The sequence below is a fragment of the Bacteroidota bacterium genome (assembly GCA_039821555.1).
In the GTDB taxonomy this organism is placed as follows: domain Bacteria; phylum Bacteroidota; class Rhodothermia; order Rhodothermales; family Rubricoccaceae; genus JBCBEX01.
In genome coordinates this window covers 53,040-66,070 of sequence record JBCBNX010000016.1, presented here as the reverse complement: position 1 = coordinate 66,070, position 13,031 = coordinate 53,040, and the positions used below count along the sequence as shown (strand labels likewise).

The 13,031-nt window shown below is 67.4% G+C and carries 12 protein-coding genes; 8 read left to right on the top strand and 4 right to left on the bottom strand.

The window, feature by feature from the left end; genetic code table 11:
* Positions 1-32 precede the first annotated feature (32 nt).
* A complete protein-coding gene (leuS, locus tag AAFU51_15135) occupies positions 33-2,756 on the bottom strand; it encodes a leucine--tRNA ligase (GenBank protein ID MEO1572589.1) in 2,724 nt (907 codons plus the stop codon).
* Positions 2,757-2,882: 126 nt separating this feature from the next.
* On the opposite strand from leuS, the gene AAFU51_15130 reads away from it, so the two are divergent.
* From AAFU51_15130 to AAFU51_15110, 5 genes are all read left to right on the top strand, one after another.
* The gene (locus tag AAFU51_15130) at positions 2,883-3,290 is read left to right on the top strand and encodes a putative toxin-antitoxin system toxin component, PIN family (protein MEO1572588.1); all 408 of its coding nucleotides are present in this window, start codon (positions 2,883-2,885) and stop codon (positions 3,288-3,290) included.
* Positions 3,291-3,316: 26 nt separating this feature from the next.
* Positions 3,317-3,946, top strand: coding sequence for a DUF2853 family protein (locus tag AAFU51_15125; protein MEO1572587.1), 630 nt, complete (start codon positions 3,317-3,319; stop codon positions 3,944-3,946).
* Positions 3,943-5,172, top strand: coding sequence for a KamA family radical SAM protein (locus AAFU51_15120; protein ID MEO1572586.1), 1,230 nt, complete (start codon positions 3,943-3,945; stop codon positions 5,170-5,172). The genes AAFU51_15125 and AAFU51_15120 overlap by 4 nt, the downstream gene beginning before the upstream one ends.
* Before the next feature lie 101 nt (positions 5,173-5,273).
* Complete coding sequence (locus AAFU51_15115; GenBank protein ID MEO1572585.1) at positions 5,274-5,630, top strand: hypothetical protein; 357 nt, start codon at positions 5,274-5,276, stop codon at positions 5,628-5,630.
* Between the two features lie 52 nt (positions 5,631-5,682).
* Positions 5,683-6,069, top strand: coding sequence for a hypothetical protein (locus tag AAFU51_15110; protein MEO1572584.1), 387 nt, complete (start codon positions 5,683-5,685; stop codon positions 6,067-6,069).
* 1 nt (position 6,070) lies between these two features.
* Here the strand turns inward: AAFU51_15110 and AAFU51_15105 are convergent, their stop codons facing one another.
* Together AAFU51_15105 and AAFU51_15100 are read right to left on the bottom strand one after the other, a co-directional pair.
* Positions 6,071-6,478, bottom strand: coding sequence for a RidA family protein (locus AAFU51_15105; protein ID MEO1572583.1), 408 nt, complete (start codon positions 6,476-6,478; stop codon positions 6,071-6,073).
* A gap of 105 nt (positions 6,479-6,583) precedes the next feature.
* Positions 6,584-7,174 (bottom strand): hypothetical protein, encoded by a 591-nt coding sequence (locus AAFU51_15100; protein MEO1572582.1) that lies wholly within the window; start codon positions 7,172-7,174, stop codon positions 6,584-6,586.
* 328 nt (positions 7,175-7,502) lie between these two features.
* Here AAFU51_15100 and AAFU51_15095 point away from each other — a divergent pair, with 328 nt between their 5' ends.
* The 3 genes from AAFU51_15095 (at position 7,503) to AAFU51_15085 (ending at position 11,965) form a co-directional block, all read left to right on the top strand.
* Entirely contained in the window at positions 7,503-9,506 is a 2,004-nt protein-coding gene (locus AAFU51_15095) for a hypothetical protein (protein ID MEO1572581.1), read from the top strand.
* A gap of 20 nt (positions 9,507-9,526) precedes the next feature.
* A complete protein-coding gene (locus AAFU51_15090; GenBank protein MEO1572580.1) occupies positions 9,527-10,699 on the top strand; it encodes a phosphopentomutase in 1,173 nt (390 codons plus the stop codon).
* 222 nt (positions 10,700-10,921) lie between these two features.
* Positions 10,922-11,965 (top strand): HAMP domain-containing sensor histidine kinase, encoded by a 1,044-nt coding sequence (locus AAFU51_15085; GenBank protein ID MEO1572579.1) that lies wholly within the window; start codon positions 10,922-10,924, stop codon positions 11,963-11,965.
* On the opposite strand, the gene AAFU51_15080 is transcribed toward AAFU51_15085, so the two are convergent.
* Positions 11,962-12,951 carry a DUF368 domain-containing protein gene (locus AAFU51_15080; protein MEO1572578.1) on the bottom strand — a complete coding sequence of 330 codons (990 nt, stop codon included), beginning with the start codon at positions 12,949-12,951 and terminating at the stop codon, positions 11,962-11,964. The two genes, AAFU51_15085 and AAFU51_15080, sit on opposite strands and share 4 nt — an antisense overlap.
* Positions 12,952-13,031: the final 80 nt, after the last annotated feature.

Here is a 13,031-nt window from a genome sequence, read left to right as displayed (position 1 = left end):
GGGAGCGCGACGCAGGACGGGGGGGAGCCGCCCTACTTCACCACGAAGTTGACCAGCCGGCCGGGCACCACGATCTCCTTGCGGACGGTGCCCTCGTCGAGGTAGCGCTGGACGTTCTCCACGGCGCGGGCGGCGGCGAGGACGTCGTCCTTCGAGGCGTCCTTGGCGACGGTCACGGTGCCGCGCACCTTGCCGTTGACCTGGATCGCGATCTCGACCTCGTCTTTCACGAGCGCGGCGGGGTCGTACGCGGGCCACGGCGCGTACGTCAGGCTCTCGGTGTGACCGAGCGCGGCCCACAGTTCCTCGCCGAGGTGCGGCGCGAAGGGGGCGAGCAGCAGCGTGAACGCCTCGGCGGCCTCGCGCGGGACCGTGTCCCACTTGTTGGCCGCGTTGACGAACTCCATCATCGCGGCGATGGCCGTGTTGAAGCGCAGGCCGTCCGTATCGTCCGTGACGCGCTGGATGGTGCCGTGCAGCGTGCGCTTCTCGTCTTTGGTGAGCGCGCGATCCATCACAGAATCGGCGAGCGCACCGGTCTCCTCGTTGAGCAGGAGGCGATAGGCGCGGGCGAGGAAGCGGTGGACGCCCTCTACGCCGCGTGTGCTCCAGGGCTTGACCTGCTCCAGCGGGCCCATAAACATCTCGTAGAGCCGCAGCGAGTCCGCGCCGTAGGCCGCCACCACGTCGTCGGGGTTGACGACGTTGCCGCGCGACTTCGACATCTTGTGTGACGTTGCTATCAGGTCAATTTGGGGGTCATCTTTCAATACCCACTTTCCATCGATTTTCTCCACCTGGGAACTATCAACCCGTTTGTAGTCATGAGGGAAAATCGCAGATGAGCCTGACGTTCCAGATGGGACATGAGCATCTGGATGACTAGCAGGCATTGGTTGCCCTTTCTTCCATCCTCGGTGATCTACGAGGGAATAGGCCATAAGGAACTCCATCTCGCCGAGGATCATGCCCTGGTTGACGAGCCGCTGGAACGGCTCCTTCGTAGACACGACGCCCGCGTCGAAGAGCACCTTGTGCCAGAAGCGCGCATAGAGCAGGTGCAGCACCGCGTGCTCCGCGCCGCCCACATACAGGTCGACCGGCATCCAATAGTCCTCCTTGGCCTTATCGACGAGCGCCTCGGGGTTGTCGGGATCGAGGTAGCGGAGGTAGTACCAGCACGAGCCGGCCCACTGCGGCATCGTGTTCGTCTCGCGCATGCCGGGCTGGCCGTCGTAGGTCGTCTCGACCCAGTCGGTGATGGCGGCGAGGGGGCTGTCGCCGGTGCCGGTGGGCTGGTAGGACTCGACCTCGGGGAGCGTCAGCGGGAGGTCGGCGGGCGTGAGCGGGTGCGGGTGGCCGACGCCGTCCTCGCCGACCTCGGTGAAGACGATCGGGAACGGCTCGCCCCAGTAGCGCTGGCGGCTGAAGAGCCAGTCGCGCAGCTTGTAGTTGGTCTGCGCACGCCCGACGCCGTTGTCTTCGAGCCAGGCCGTGATCGTTGCGATGGCCTCGACCTTGTCGAGCCCGTTGATATTCACGCCGCGCTCGGCGATGCGGCTCACAGGGCGGTCCGACGAGTCCGAGTTGACATGCTTGCCGTCACCGGTGTAGGCCTCCGCGGGCAAGCCGTCGGAGCCTTTCTTTCCCCCCGCCACGACTTCGCGGATGGGCAGCTTGAACGTTTGCGCGAACTCGAAGTCGCGCTCGTCGTGCGCCGGGACGGCCATGATGGCGCCGGTGCCATACGACGCCAGCACGTAGTCGGCGATCCAGATCGGGACGTGCGTGCCGCTGACCGGGTTGACGGCGTGCCCGCCCGTGAAGACGCCCGTCTTCTGCTTGGCCTCCATGCGGTCGCGCTCGGACTTGCGCTTCGTCTCGGCGATGTAGGCTTCGACGGCCTCCTGCTGGTCGTTCGAGGTGACCTCGTTGACGAGCGGGTGCTCGGGGGCGAGAACCATGTAGGTCGCGCCGAAGAGCGTGTCCGGCCGGGTCGTGTAGACGCGCAGCACCTGGTCGGGCGCGCCCGCGATGCGGAAGTCGACCTCCGCGCCCTCGGACTTGCCGATCCAGTCGCGCTGCATCTTCTTGATGTGCTCCGGCCAGTCGAGGTCGTCGAGGTCCGCGAGCAGGCGGTCAGCGTATTCGGTGATCTTGAGCATCCACTGCCGCATCGGCTTCTGGATGACCGGGAAGCCGCCGACCTCGCTCTTGCCGTCGATCACCTCCTCGTTCGCCAGCACCGTGCCGAGTTCGGGGCACCAGTTGACCGGCACCTCGGCCTGATACGCCAGCCCGCGCTCGTAGAGCTTAAGGAAGATCCACTGCGTCCACTTGACGTAGTCCGGGTCGGTCGTGTCGACCTCGCGGGACCAGTCGTAGGAGAAGCCGAGCGACTTCAGCTGCTCACGGAAGCGGCCGATGTTCTCTTCGGTGGTCTGCCGGGGGTGCGTGCCCGTCTTGATGGCATACTGCTCCGCGGGCAGCCCGAACGCGTCCCAGCCGATGGGGTGCAGCACGTTGAAGCCCTGCATCCTCCGCACGCGCGCGAGGATGTCGGTGGCCGTGTAGCCCTCCGGGTGCCCGACGTGCAGCCCCGCGCCCGAGGGGTAGGGAAACATGTCGAGGACGTAGTACTTCGGCTTCGCAGCGTCGAAGCCGGGGTCGCCGGGGCCGGGCGTGCGGTACGTCTCGTGGGCGTCCCAGTACGCCTGCCATTTCGGTTCGATGGCGTCGAAGGGGTAGCCTGCCATGGTGCGGCTGCAGGAAAGGTGAACGGGCGGACAGAAGCGAGCCAAAAGCTACGCGGGGGCCTAGCGAAGGTTCAGGGAAGGCGTTTGTTCGGTGGTGGCTCTGCGCCCCGTAAGTTGGGATGAACCATGTCTCGAATCGTTCTCGACACCAACGTTCTCGTCACGGGCCTGCGCTCCCGGCGGGGTGCCGCCAATCGTCTGCTGCGCTTGGTTGGACGCTCCTCGTTCGAGATTGCGCTCTCCGTGCCCCTGGTGCTGGAGTACGAGGACGTGCTCTTGCGGCCCCAGATGGTCCCGTTCGGTCCGCAGGAAGTAGGGCGGTTTATCGACGTGCTCTGTTTGGAAGGCCGTCTGCACTGCGTCTACTTCCTCTGGCGTCCCTACCTCCCCGATCCGAAGGATGATATGGTACTCGAACTCGCCGTCGCGGCGTCGTGCGACGCCATCGTGACCTACAACCAACGCGACTTTCGGGGCGTGGACCGTTTCGGCATTCGCGCCGTTCGTCCAGAAGCGTTTCTTGCCGACCTCTAGTTTTTCCGACTCGCCACGCAAGTGTCATGTCCACGTTAGCTGTGCACGTCCCACGCTCCCTCCGAGCACGGCTGGAGTCGCTCGCTCAGGAAGAGGGCGTCTCCGTCGAGCAACTCATCGCGAGCGCGCTCGCCGAAAAGGTCGCTGTGCTGGACGCGGAGGTGTATTTCCAGCAGCGAGCGAAGCGCGCAGACCGAGCGGCCTACGATGCCATGCTGGACAGCGCGCCGGATGTGCAGGCACACCCTGAGGGTGCCGTGAGAGACGTACGTGCGGCTCGTGGTGGAGAAGAGCGCTCGCTGCCTCAGGAGCGCAGAAGCCCATTCGACGATGCGATGGCTGCCTACAGAGCCGCGATGGAACAGGTCGGCGCATCCTACGATGAGGCCCTCCTCAAAGCTGTCGCCAAAGGCCTCGGCCCCGCGATCTACAACACCGACTCGAAGCTGGTCTCGTGCTCCGACCCGGAGGAGCTGAAGCGTGTCAAAGACAACTTCCTCATCAAGAAGCTGGGCATGGCGGACAGCGACCGTCTGATGAGCGGGATTCACGCCGTGTGCGAACAGACGAAAGGTCTCAAGGGGAGAAAACACCGCGCGGTGTTCTACTATCTCCTCGTGCAGCACTTTAGCAAAGAGGACGCGCTTATCGTATGACCGCCTTCCCTCAGCACAACGCCTCCGTCGCCGAGTGGGCCGACTGGCGCTGGCAGATGCGCCACCGCGTCCGCGACCTCGCCACGCTGGAGCGCTACATCCAGCCCACCGACTCGGAGCGGGAGGCCATCGAGCGCACCGCCGGGATCTTCCGCTGGTCGATCACGCCCTACTACGCGAGCCTCATGGACGCGCTCGACCCGGCGTGCCCCGTCCGGCAGCAGGTCGTGCCGCAGCGCTGGGAACTAGAGCCGGACATCGTGGGCGTCGAGGACCCGCTCGACGAGGTCGGCCACAGCCCGGTCAAGAACCTCATCCACAACTACGACGACCGCGTCGCCTTCTGCGTCACCTCAGAGTGCGGCATCTACTGCCGCTACTGCCTCCGCAAGCGCATGGTCGGCGACAGCGCGTGGATGATGCGCAAGGACGAACTCCGCGACGCCCTCGCCTACATCGCCGAGCACCCGAGCATCCGCGACGTGCTGCTCACCGGCGGCGACCCGCTCGTCTTCGCCGACAAGCAACTCGCGTGGCTCCTCGGCGAGCTGCGCGCGATCCCGCATGTGGAGGTGGTCCGGCTTGGCAGCCGCCTGCCCGTCGTCAACCCGTTCCGCATCACGGACGAACTCTGTGACATTCTGAAGGCGCACCATCCGATCTGGCTCAACACGCACTACAACCATCCGCGCGAGCTCACCTACGAGGCGTGCGAGGCGTGCGCGAAGCTCGCTGAGGCAGGGGTGCCCGTCGGCAACCAGACGGTGCTCCTCGGCGGCATCAACGACGACCTCGCCACCATGAAGGCGCTCTCGGAGGGCCTCGTGGCGATGCGTGTGCGGCCGTACTACATCTACCAGGCGCAGCTCATTGGCGGGACGGCCCACCTCCGCACGCCCATCGAGACGGGCATGGCGCTCATGCGCGGGCTGCGCGGCCACACGTCGGGCTTTGCTGTGCCGACCTACGTGCTCGACACGCCCGACGGCAAGGTGCCGCTCACGCGCGATTACGTTCTCGGCCGCGCGGGCGACCACGTCGTGATGGAGACGACGCGCGGGACGCTCTGGGCCGAGCCGAACCCGCTCCCCGACGGCTACGCACCGCCAATCGCCTTGCCAGAAATCACGATGCCACCCGAGGCGCGGACCATCCCCACGGGCGCGCCGACGTTCGTGCCCGTGCCCGACGGCTACGCCGACGTCAGCGCGACTTGTGACACCTAACGGCTTGGTCTGAACGATTTGGCGACTGGTGCGTATGCAGGCCGTCGCTCCCAGCGAGCGGCGCTTCGCAATCGCTCTAGACTCATCTCGGAACCCGCTACATGGACACCTCGGCCCTCGCTTCTGACGCCCGCACCTCGTCGACCGTTGCCTCTTCGACCGACGCCTCCTCTGACCCCGCCTTCTGGACCAAAGACGAACTCTACGACTTCGCGCAGCGCCTCGACGTGGAAGGGCGCTCGACCATGACCAAGGACGAACTGCAGGTCGCCGTGCGCCGTGCAGAGGCCAAGCGGCTGCACACCGTCCCGACGTGGGACCTCCGCGCCCGCGTCAAGCGCATCTACGTCCGCCGTCGCCTGCGCCCGTCGATGCCGAAGGACCGCCTCGTGGCGATGCTGCTCGAAGCTTCGGGCTTGGGCGCGCCGCGGCAGCCAACCGTGCGTCTCGTAAGCTGAGGCCGTATTGTGGGCAGCCCGTTGCTCGCTTCCAGCCGAGAGCCACTCTGCCATGCGCCCGACCGAACTGCTCACTGTCCGTCGCCTCGCACCGTTCGCCTGCGCCCGTGTCGGGGCGGTTGTCTACGCCGTGCTTGGCCTGCTCGTCGGTGTGCTGATGGCGTTCACGATGCCCGTCGTGACGACGTTCTGGAGCGACTTCGCCGAGGTGCAGCTCGGCGCGATGCTGGCGTCGGTGCTGCTCGTGCCGCTCCTGAGCGCCGTCGGCGGCTTCGTAACAGGCTGGGTGTTCGCGCTCGTGTTCAACGGCGTCGCTCGCTGGACGGGCGGTGTGCGCGTGACGGTCGAGCGCACCATCGGCGAACGCGCGCCCTCGGCGGCTCCGCCCGCATCGTCATCCGCGCCACCACCCGCTGTGCCGGACGAGGCTTCGTGGTGAGCTAGCGCTCCGCGTCAGGCGTGTCCGTGACGAGTGCGTCGGCTTCGATCTCGACAAGCATGCGCGGGTCGATGAGCCGCGCGACCTCGACCATCGTCGTGGCCGGGCGGACGTGGCCGAAAACCTGACCGTGGATCCGTCCGATGGCCTCCCAGTCGCGCTCGATGTCGGTGACGTAGATCCGCGTCCGCACGACGTCCTCGATGCGTGCGCCCACGGCGATGAGGGCTGCGCGGATGTTATCGAGGACCTGCTCGGTCTGCACAGCGGCGTTGCCTACGCCGACGAGATCGCCCTCAGCATCAGTCGCCGTCGTGCCGGTCACGGCCACGTGTGGGCCGACGCGCACGGCGCGGCTGTAGCCGACGATCGGCTCCCATGGGGTGTTGGTCTGGTAGGTCTGGCGCATCGTGGCTGCGGGGGAGACAAAGCGTGAGAAAGGGTACAAACAAAGAAAAAGCCCGGTCGGCAGCGCGACCGGGCTGAAGGTCCAACCACGAACCCACAAAGTCGATTAGTACCGATCGGCGAGCGAGCGCTTGTAGTCGAAGGCGAGGCCGCCGACGGTGAGCGTGAAGTCGGCGGCGGTGCCGGGGCGCGTGACCGTGAGGAAGGAGACGCGCACGACCGTGTCGCCGTCGAAGTGCGCGCTGGAGCCGCGCTGGCGGAAGCGGTTGAGCGGAACGCGGAACGTCTCAGCGCCGGGGTGCAGCGTCACCGGGTAGATGAACGGCTGCGCGTGGTCGCTCACTTCGAGCGCGACCAGCACCACGCCCTCGCCCTGCGCGTCGAACACGAGGTGCGAGGCGTTGCGCACCGAGGCTGGCTGCGCCCCCGGCAGTACGGGACGGGTCAGCTTCACCTCGTCAGCTACGGTGGCCTCAATACGGACGGCGTCGCCGTGGGCGCCCTGCGTATGGGCTAGCTCCGCGTCGCTGGTGAAGCGTGACACGGTCGAGGCATCGCCTGCGCTGTAGCTCCAGCGGGTCCCGTCGAAGTGAGCCGGAGCGCCCCCAGAGAGCGTGACGGAGTCGAGGGTGGCAGTCGGTTGCGCCGTGGCGATCGTGGCGCCGAGCGTGAGGAGGCTGAGGAGAAGAGCACGCATGAGAGAAAGGAGCTAGTCGCGGGGTGAAACCTGAAGCGTTCGGCCTCCTCCCTTGAGAAGACGGTACCCGGAGCCCGGAAACCCCAATGTCCCGGCGAAATGAGCCCTCAGGGCGACGCGGGCGGAGACCAAACCGTGCGCCGTCACGGTCCTAGACGAGCGAGGTGCCCGGCGGGAACGGTAGGATGACGAGGGGCGCGGTTGAACGGAGGCGAGACGCTGCCTGCACTGGGGCCGTGTAGTTGCATTGCTTAGAGGGCACGGCTAGCTTAAAGGCCACCACACTTACCCCCTCCGTACCGCCTCCCCGCGGTCGTCTATCCGCCCTATGGAATCTGCCCTCGTCCCCCTCGTGGCTGGCGCGGTGGCGCTGCTTCTGATTGTCAGCGGCATCGTCCTTTGGGTGCGCCGCAGTCGGGCCGCCGCGCCCAAGCACCTAGCTGCACCTCGCCCTCAGGATGACCTGCGCTCGCTTGGCATCGTCGATATCCGTCCCATGGAGAGGGCTGCCGCACCTGCCGAGCGCGACCGGCATGAGGAGGTGTCCAGTGAAGCACCTGCAGGCGCGCCCGAAGCCGACCGGATCGAAGCCGACGGACGCGTGCCTGGCGCCGAGGCTGAGTCGGACAGGGCCATGGATGCGGAGGAACATGCAGCGAGCGAGGTCATCGGAGCGGCCATCGGGACGGATTCGACCGACCATGCGGAGCCAGTCGATGTAGAGCATGCGTTGGTGGCGAAAGGGCCTGCGCTAGACGAGGAGGGGGCGCACGTCGAGGCCAACGACCAGCCCAGTCTGCGTCCCAGCCCCGACGGCGACGAGGTGCTGAACGACGACGGCTCGGCCCTGCGCGACGGCGGTGCTGTGGTGCTGAACGACGACGCACGCAGCGCACTGGAGACCACCGTTTCTGAGGAGTTGGGGGCGGCTATCGCCGAGGTCGAGGGCGCCTCAGAGACGACCCCGCTGCGACCGACGCACGCAGCAGCCTTCGGCGACGTGGACTTCGTAGACGACTTCGACGAGCCGCTACCGATTCGCTTCCCAGACCCCCGCGAGTTCGACAACGAACTGGATCTGCCGCTGCCGTTGCCTGGTGACGAACTGGACCTCGTCCGCAGGCCTACCTCGCACGCGCTCGCGCACCTCGTCGAAGCCATTTGGAGCGGGATGCGCGCCCAGACCGTTGCGTTGCTCCGCCACGACGCGGCGACCCTTCACTACAAAATAGAGGCGCTCAAGAGCGACCACCCCGCCGTGGGCTTCGTCGACGAGTTCGCGTCGGCAGGGAGCGCACTGCGCGGCATTCGGGGGCAGCAGGCCGACCTGCTCCCGATGCTGCTCAAGGGCGCGGCCCTCGACGCGCTGGGCTACTACTCTGACCTGAGCGCTGTGGGGCGCGCCTACGTGCAGCCGCTCACCGAGGCCGCGACCCCCTCGCTATTACTAGTCGTGGACACGGCCCCGGACGCGAAGTCGTACTCGCCTGCGGAGAAGACGCTGCTGCGGCAGTTTGCCAGCATGCTCGCCCACCTCGCGGCGAAGGAGGTGCCGGCCTGGTTCGAGGCAGCCCCGCCGACAAGAGCCCTCACCGACTTGCCCGTGGAGACTGCGTCTGCTGAAACTGCTCTCGACGCAGCGTCCACTGAGACTATCGTAGACGAGCCTGTTGACGTGGAGCCAGGGCACGCCGCACCGGAGAGCATCGCACCGGAGAGCATCGGGCCGGAGAGCATCGGGCCGGAGAGCATCGGGCTGGAGACCGCAGTGGGCGAAGAAGAAGCCCCGGCGGATGAAGCGGTCGAGGAGGAGGCACCCCCGGGTCTCGCTGGGAGGTTGAACCTCGGTGGGAACGCTACCGACGAGACTACGCTGGGGGGAGGGCACGCGCACAGCGTGCCCGTGGCCCGGCGCGTGATCGTGGCGGAAGAGATGGCGCGGTCACGCGTGAAGCAGCACCCGCTCGCGCTTGCGCTCGTCCACCACACCGAGGCCGAGGCCGTCGCCCGCGCGGGGGGCGAGGCCGTCGCGACCACCGAGGCGGTCCTCCAGCAACACCTCGACCACACGCTCGCCCTCGCAGACGGGCGCATCGAGCCGTTCGGCGAGCTGCTCTACGGCGTCTTCTACTACGGGCGCGCCGCCGACGTCGAGGCGTGGGTCGAACTCGTCCGCACGACGCCCGCCTCGACGGGGGAGACGCTCCCGCTGACCATCGGCGTGGCGCTCTACAGGGAGCGGCACACGACCTCGGAGCAACTCCGCGGCGACGCCGTGCAGGCGCTCTCCGACGCGTACGACGCGCAGGTCGGCTGCGTCATCCTGGAATAACCCGCCCCTCCGGCTGCCTCATGGCTCCTCCGCTCTTCGTCACCATCGTGCTCGACGGCGTCGGCATCGGGCGCGCTCCAGACGCGGCGCTCTATGGCGATGCCGGGACGCACACGCTCGCCCACGTGTGCGCCGTGGCCCGGCCCGCGCTTCCGAACCTGACGCGGCTCGGCCTGGGCAACCTCGACCGTCTGCCCGGCGTGCCGCCCGTCGAGGCACCCGCTGCCAGCACCGGCGTGATGGTCGAGACGTCGGCCGGCAAAGACTCCACGACTGGGCACTGGGAACTGGCCGGGCTCCCACTCGACGCGCCGTTCCCGACCTACCCGGAGGGCTTCCCGCCAGCACTCGTCGACGCCTTTCTTCAGGCGACGGGGTGCGCAGGCATCCTTGCTGGCGTGCCCGCCTCCGGCACCGCCATCATCGACCAGCACGGGGCGGAGCACCTGCGCACAGGCCAGCCCATCGTCTACACGTCCGCGGACAGCGTCTTCCAGATCGCCGCGCACACCGATGTGATTCCGCTGGACCGGCTCTACGACCTGTGCCGCATCGCACGGGAAGAGGTCTGCGTAGGTCCACACGCGGTGGGCCGCGTCATCGCGCGTCCATTCGTGGGCCAGCCGGGTGCGTTCGCGCGCATCTCCGAGAAGCGACGTGACTTCGCCCTCGCGCCGCCTACGCCGCCGATCCAGGCGCAACTCCAGGGCACCCAGGTGCGCACCGTCGCCGTCGGCAAGATCGGCGACCTGTTCGCGAACGTCGGCTTTGACACGGTCACGAAGACGAAGGACAACGCCGAGGGGGTCGGGGCCACCCTCGCTGCCATGCGCGAGGCCGCTGGTGGCACGACGCCGACGTTCATCTGGACCAACCTCGTCGATTTCGACCAGGAGTACGGCCACCGCAACAACCCAGAGGGCTTCGCCCGCGCGCTCGACGCGTTCGACGCGGTCCTGCCTACGTTCGAAGCCGCCTTGCCCGCCGGGGCCCGGCTCGTCCTCACGGCCGACCATGGCAACGACCCGACGACGCCCGGGACCGACCACACGCGGGAGCGCGTGCCGCTGCTCGTGCTCGGCGGCTCGCCGCGCGTTCTGGGCACCCGCACCACGTTCGCGGACCACGCTGCCACCGTCGCGGACTACTTCGGCCTAGCCTGGACGGGACCTGGGCAGCGCTGGGCACACTAAAGCGACCAAGCGTAAGCTCGAATTGGCACAAATCCTGTACGTAGGACCAGGCGCGCACTGAATCAAGGACGAGCCGGTAGGTTCGTGGAAGAAACGGGTTCAGGAGTGGAGGAAACCACCAGCGCGCAGACCTCTTCTGCTTGATATAGCTGGTCTATGCCTGCTCTTTTTCGGCGATTGCCTCTGGCCGTGCGGTATGGAGCCGTCGGTTTCGTTGTGGGCATGCTGTTCCCCCTGGCCGGCATGCTGCAGGCCTCGATCATGCTGTGGGGGGACATGTCGCTGGGGCATCTGCTTTCCACGCAGCGGCGCGTGCCCTTGCTTTGGGTGCTCGACGCGGTGCCGTTCGTGCTCGCCCTCATGCTGTGGATGACGGGGCGGCAACGCCAGCAGTACGAGGGCATGGTTGGCGAGCACGAGGCGCGCGACGTGGAGCAAAATGCCGAGTTGCGGGCGCGCATCAAGGAGGTCGAGGAAGCGCTCAAGGCCAAGGATGCGATGCTCTCCGTGGTCAGCCACGAGCTACGCACGCCCTTGACGGTGATCCTAGGCTATGCCGAGATCATCGAGGAGGAGGCCAGTGGGATGGCGCACGAGTCCGCCGTCGCGATCCGCGACGAGGGCAAGCGGCTGCTCGAAACAGTCAACGCGCTCCTCGACCTGGCACGGCTAGAGGTGGGCGAGGTCTCGCTCACGCTCCGACCGCTGCCCGTTGCCGACACGGTATTCGAGGTGGCGAACTCACTGCGGTCGCTCGTGGAGCGCAAGGGGCTCCGGCTAGTGCTGGCCAACCGCGCACCCATGATGATGGCGCGCCTGGACGAGACTGCGCTCCGGCGCGTGCTCACCAACCTGATTGGCAACGCCGTGAAGTTCACGGAACGCGGGCTCGTCACCATCGCCATCGAGCACGATCTCCGGCAGGTTATCGTACGCATCGTCGACACGGGGCGTGGCATCTCCCCCGAGTTCCTCCCGCGTCTCTTCGACCCGTTCACGCAGGAAGACGACTACCTCGACCGCGACCAGGAGGGGACCGGCCTGGGCCTCGCCATCGTCAGGCGTCTCGTGATGCTCATGCACGGCGCCATCCGCGTCGAGTCGGAGGTCGGCGTCGGGACGACGTTTATCCTTCACTTCCCGATCTACTATGACGACAGCACGCTCGGCATCCCGGAGCAGCCTGTCGGTGCCGCAAAGGGCTACGGCCTGACCGCTGAGGTGGAGCCCTGGGACGAGGCGGGCGCTCAGGGTCCGGTGAGCTAGGCGCCGCCGCGGCGTGCGCCCATCCAACTGAGGGCGGTCACGAACGCAAAGCCCGCCAAGCCGAGTGCCAGTGCCACAGCCCATTCAGGGCCGGGGGGGAGCAGGACGCTCGGGTCGGGTACGTATTCCACCACGCCGTCGCTGCCCACGTGTTCGATACGTGGGACCCACGGCCAGAGCGCCCGCAGCGAGCCCGCGAGCAGGCCGACGAGTAGCGTCATGGTGAGGTCGTGGGCGTGGCTCAGGAGCCAGGAGAGCGCCTTCGCTGCCGCGCCCAGCCCGAGGCCTGCCCCAAGCGCAAACACGGCGATATACACGAGGTCAAGGCTCCGGAGGGCCTCCAGCGTGGGGGTGTAGAGCCCAAAGACCTCCAGTAGGAACGCGCCGCTCACGCCGGGCAAAATCATCGCGTTGATGGCGATCGCCGCCGTGAGCGCGACTCGCACGAGCGATGGGTCTGCCGCTTCGGCCCCGCGTGGCAGGCCCACGAGCACGAACGCGAGCACGGCCGCCGCTGCCGCCGCCGCGTAGTGCCACGAGCGCGAGGTGCGCCGCTCCCGCCACGGAATTGCCAAGGATCCGGCGACGAGCCCGAAGAAGAGCGCCCGGCATTGCACCGGATACGTCTGCAGCAACTCCGGGATGAAGAGCGAGCCGAGCGCGATGGCCGTGCCGATGCCGAGCGCGAGTGGGAGAAGTAGCCGCCAGTCGAGCGTCCGGAACGCCTGCATCGCCTCGCCGACGCGGCCGCGCAGGCCGAGCAGCAGCATCGAGACGCCGTCGCTGATGGCGCGGATGAGCCGCTCATAGATGCCAACGATGAGCGCCATCGTGCCGCCGCTGACGCCGGGAATGATGTCGGCGCCCCCCATCAGCAAGCCCTGGAGCACGTGGTGCCACAGCGGCGACCGAGGGGGCTCCGGCTGCGAAGCTGTGTGGGGCGAGGTCTCGGTGCGCGTCTCAGTGAGCGTAGACGAGGAGGCCATGAAGGTAGGAGGTAGGCTGGGCGGTACCTGTATGCTGGGAAGTGGAGCGGCGAGCAAGCTACGTGCCCGGCATCGCCATG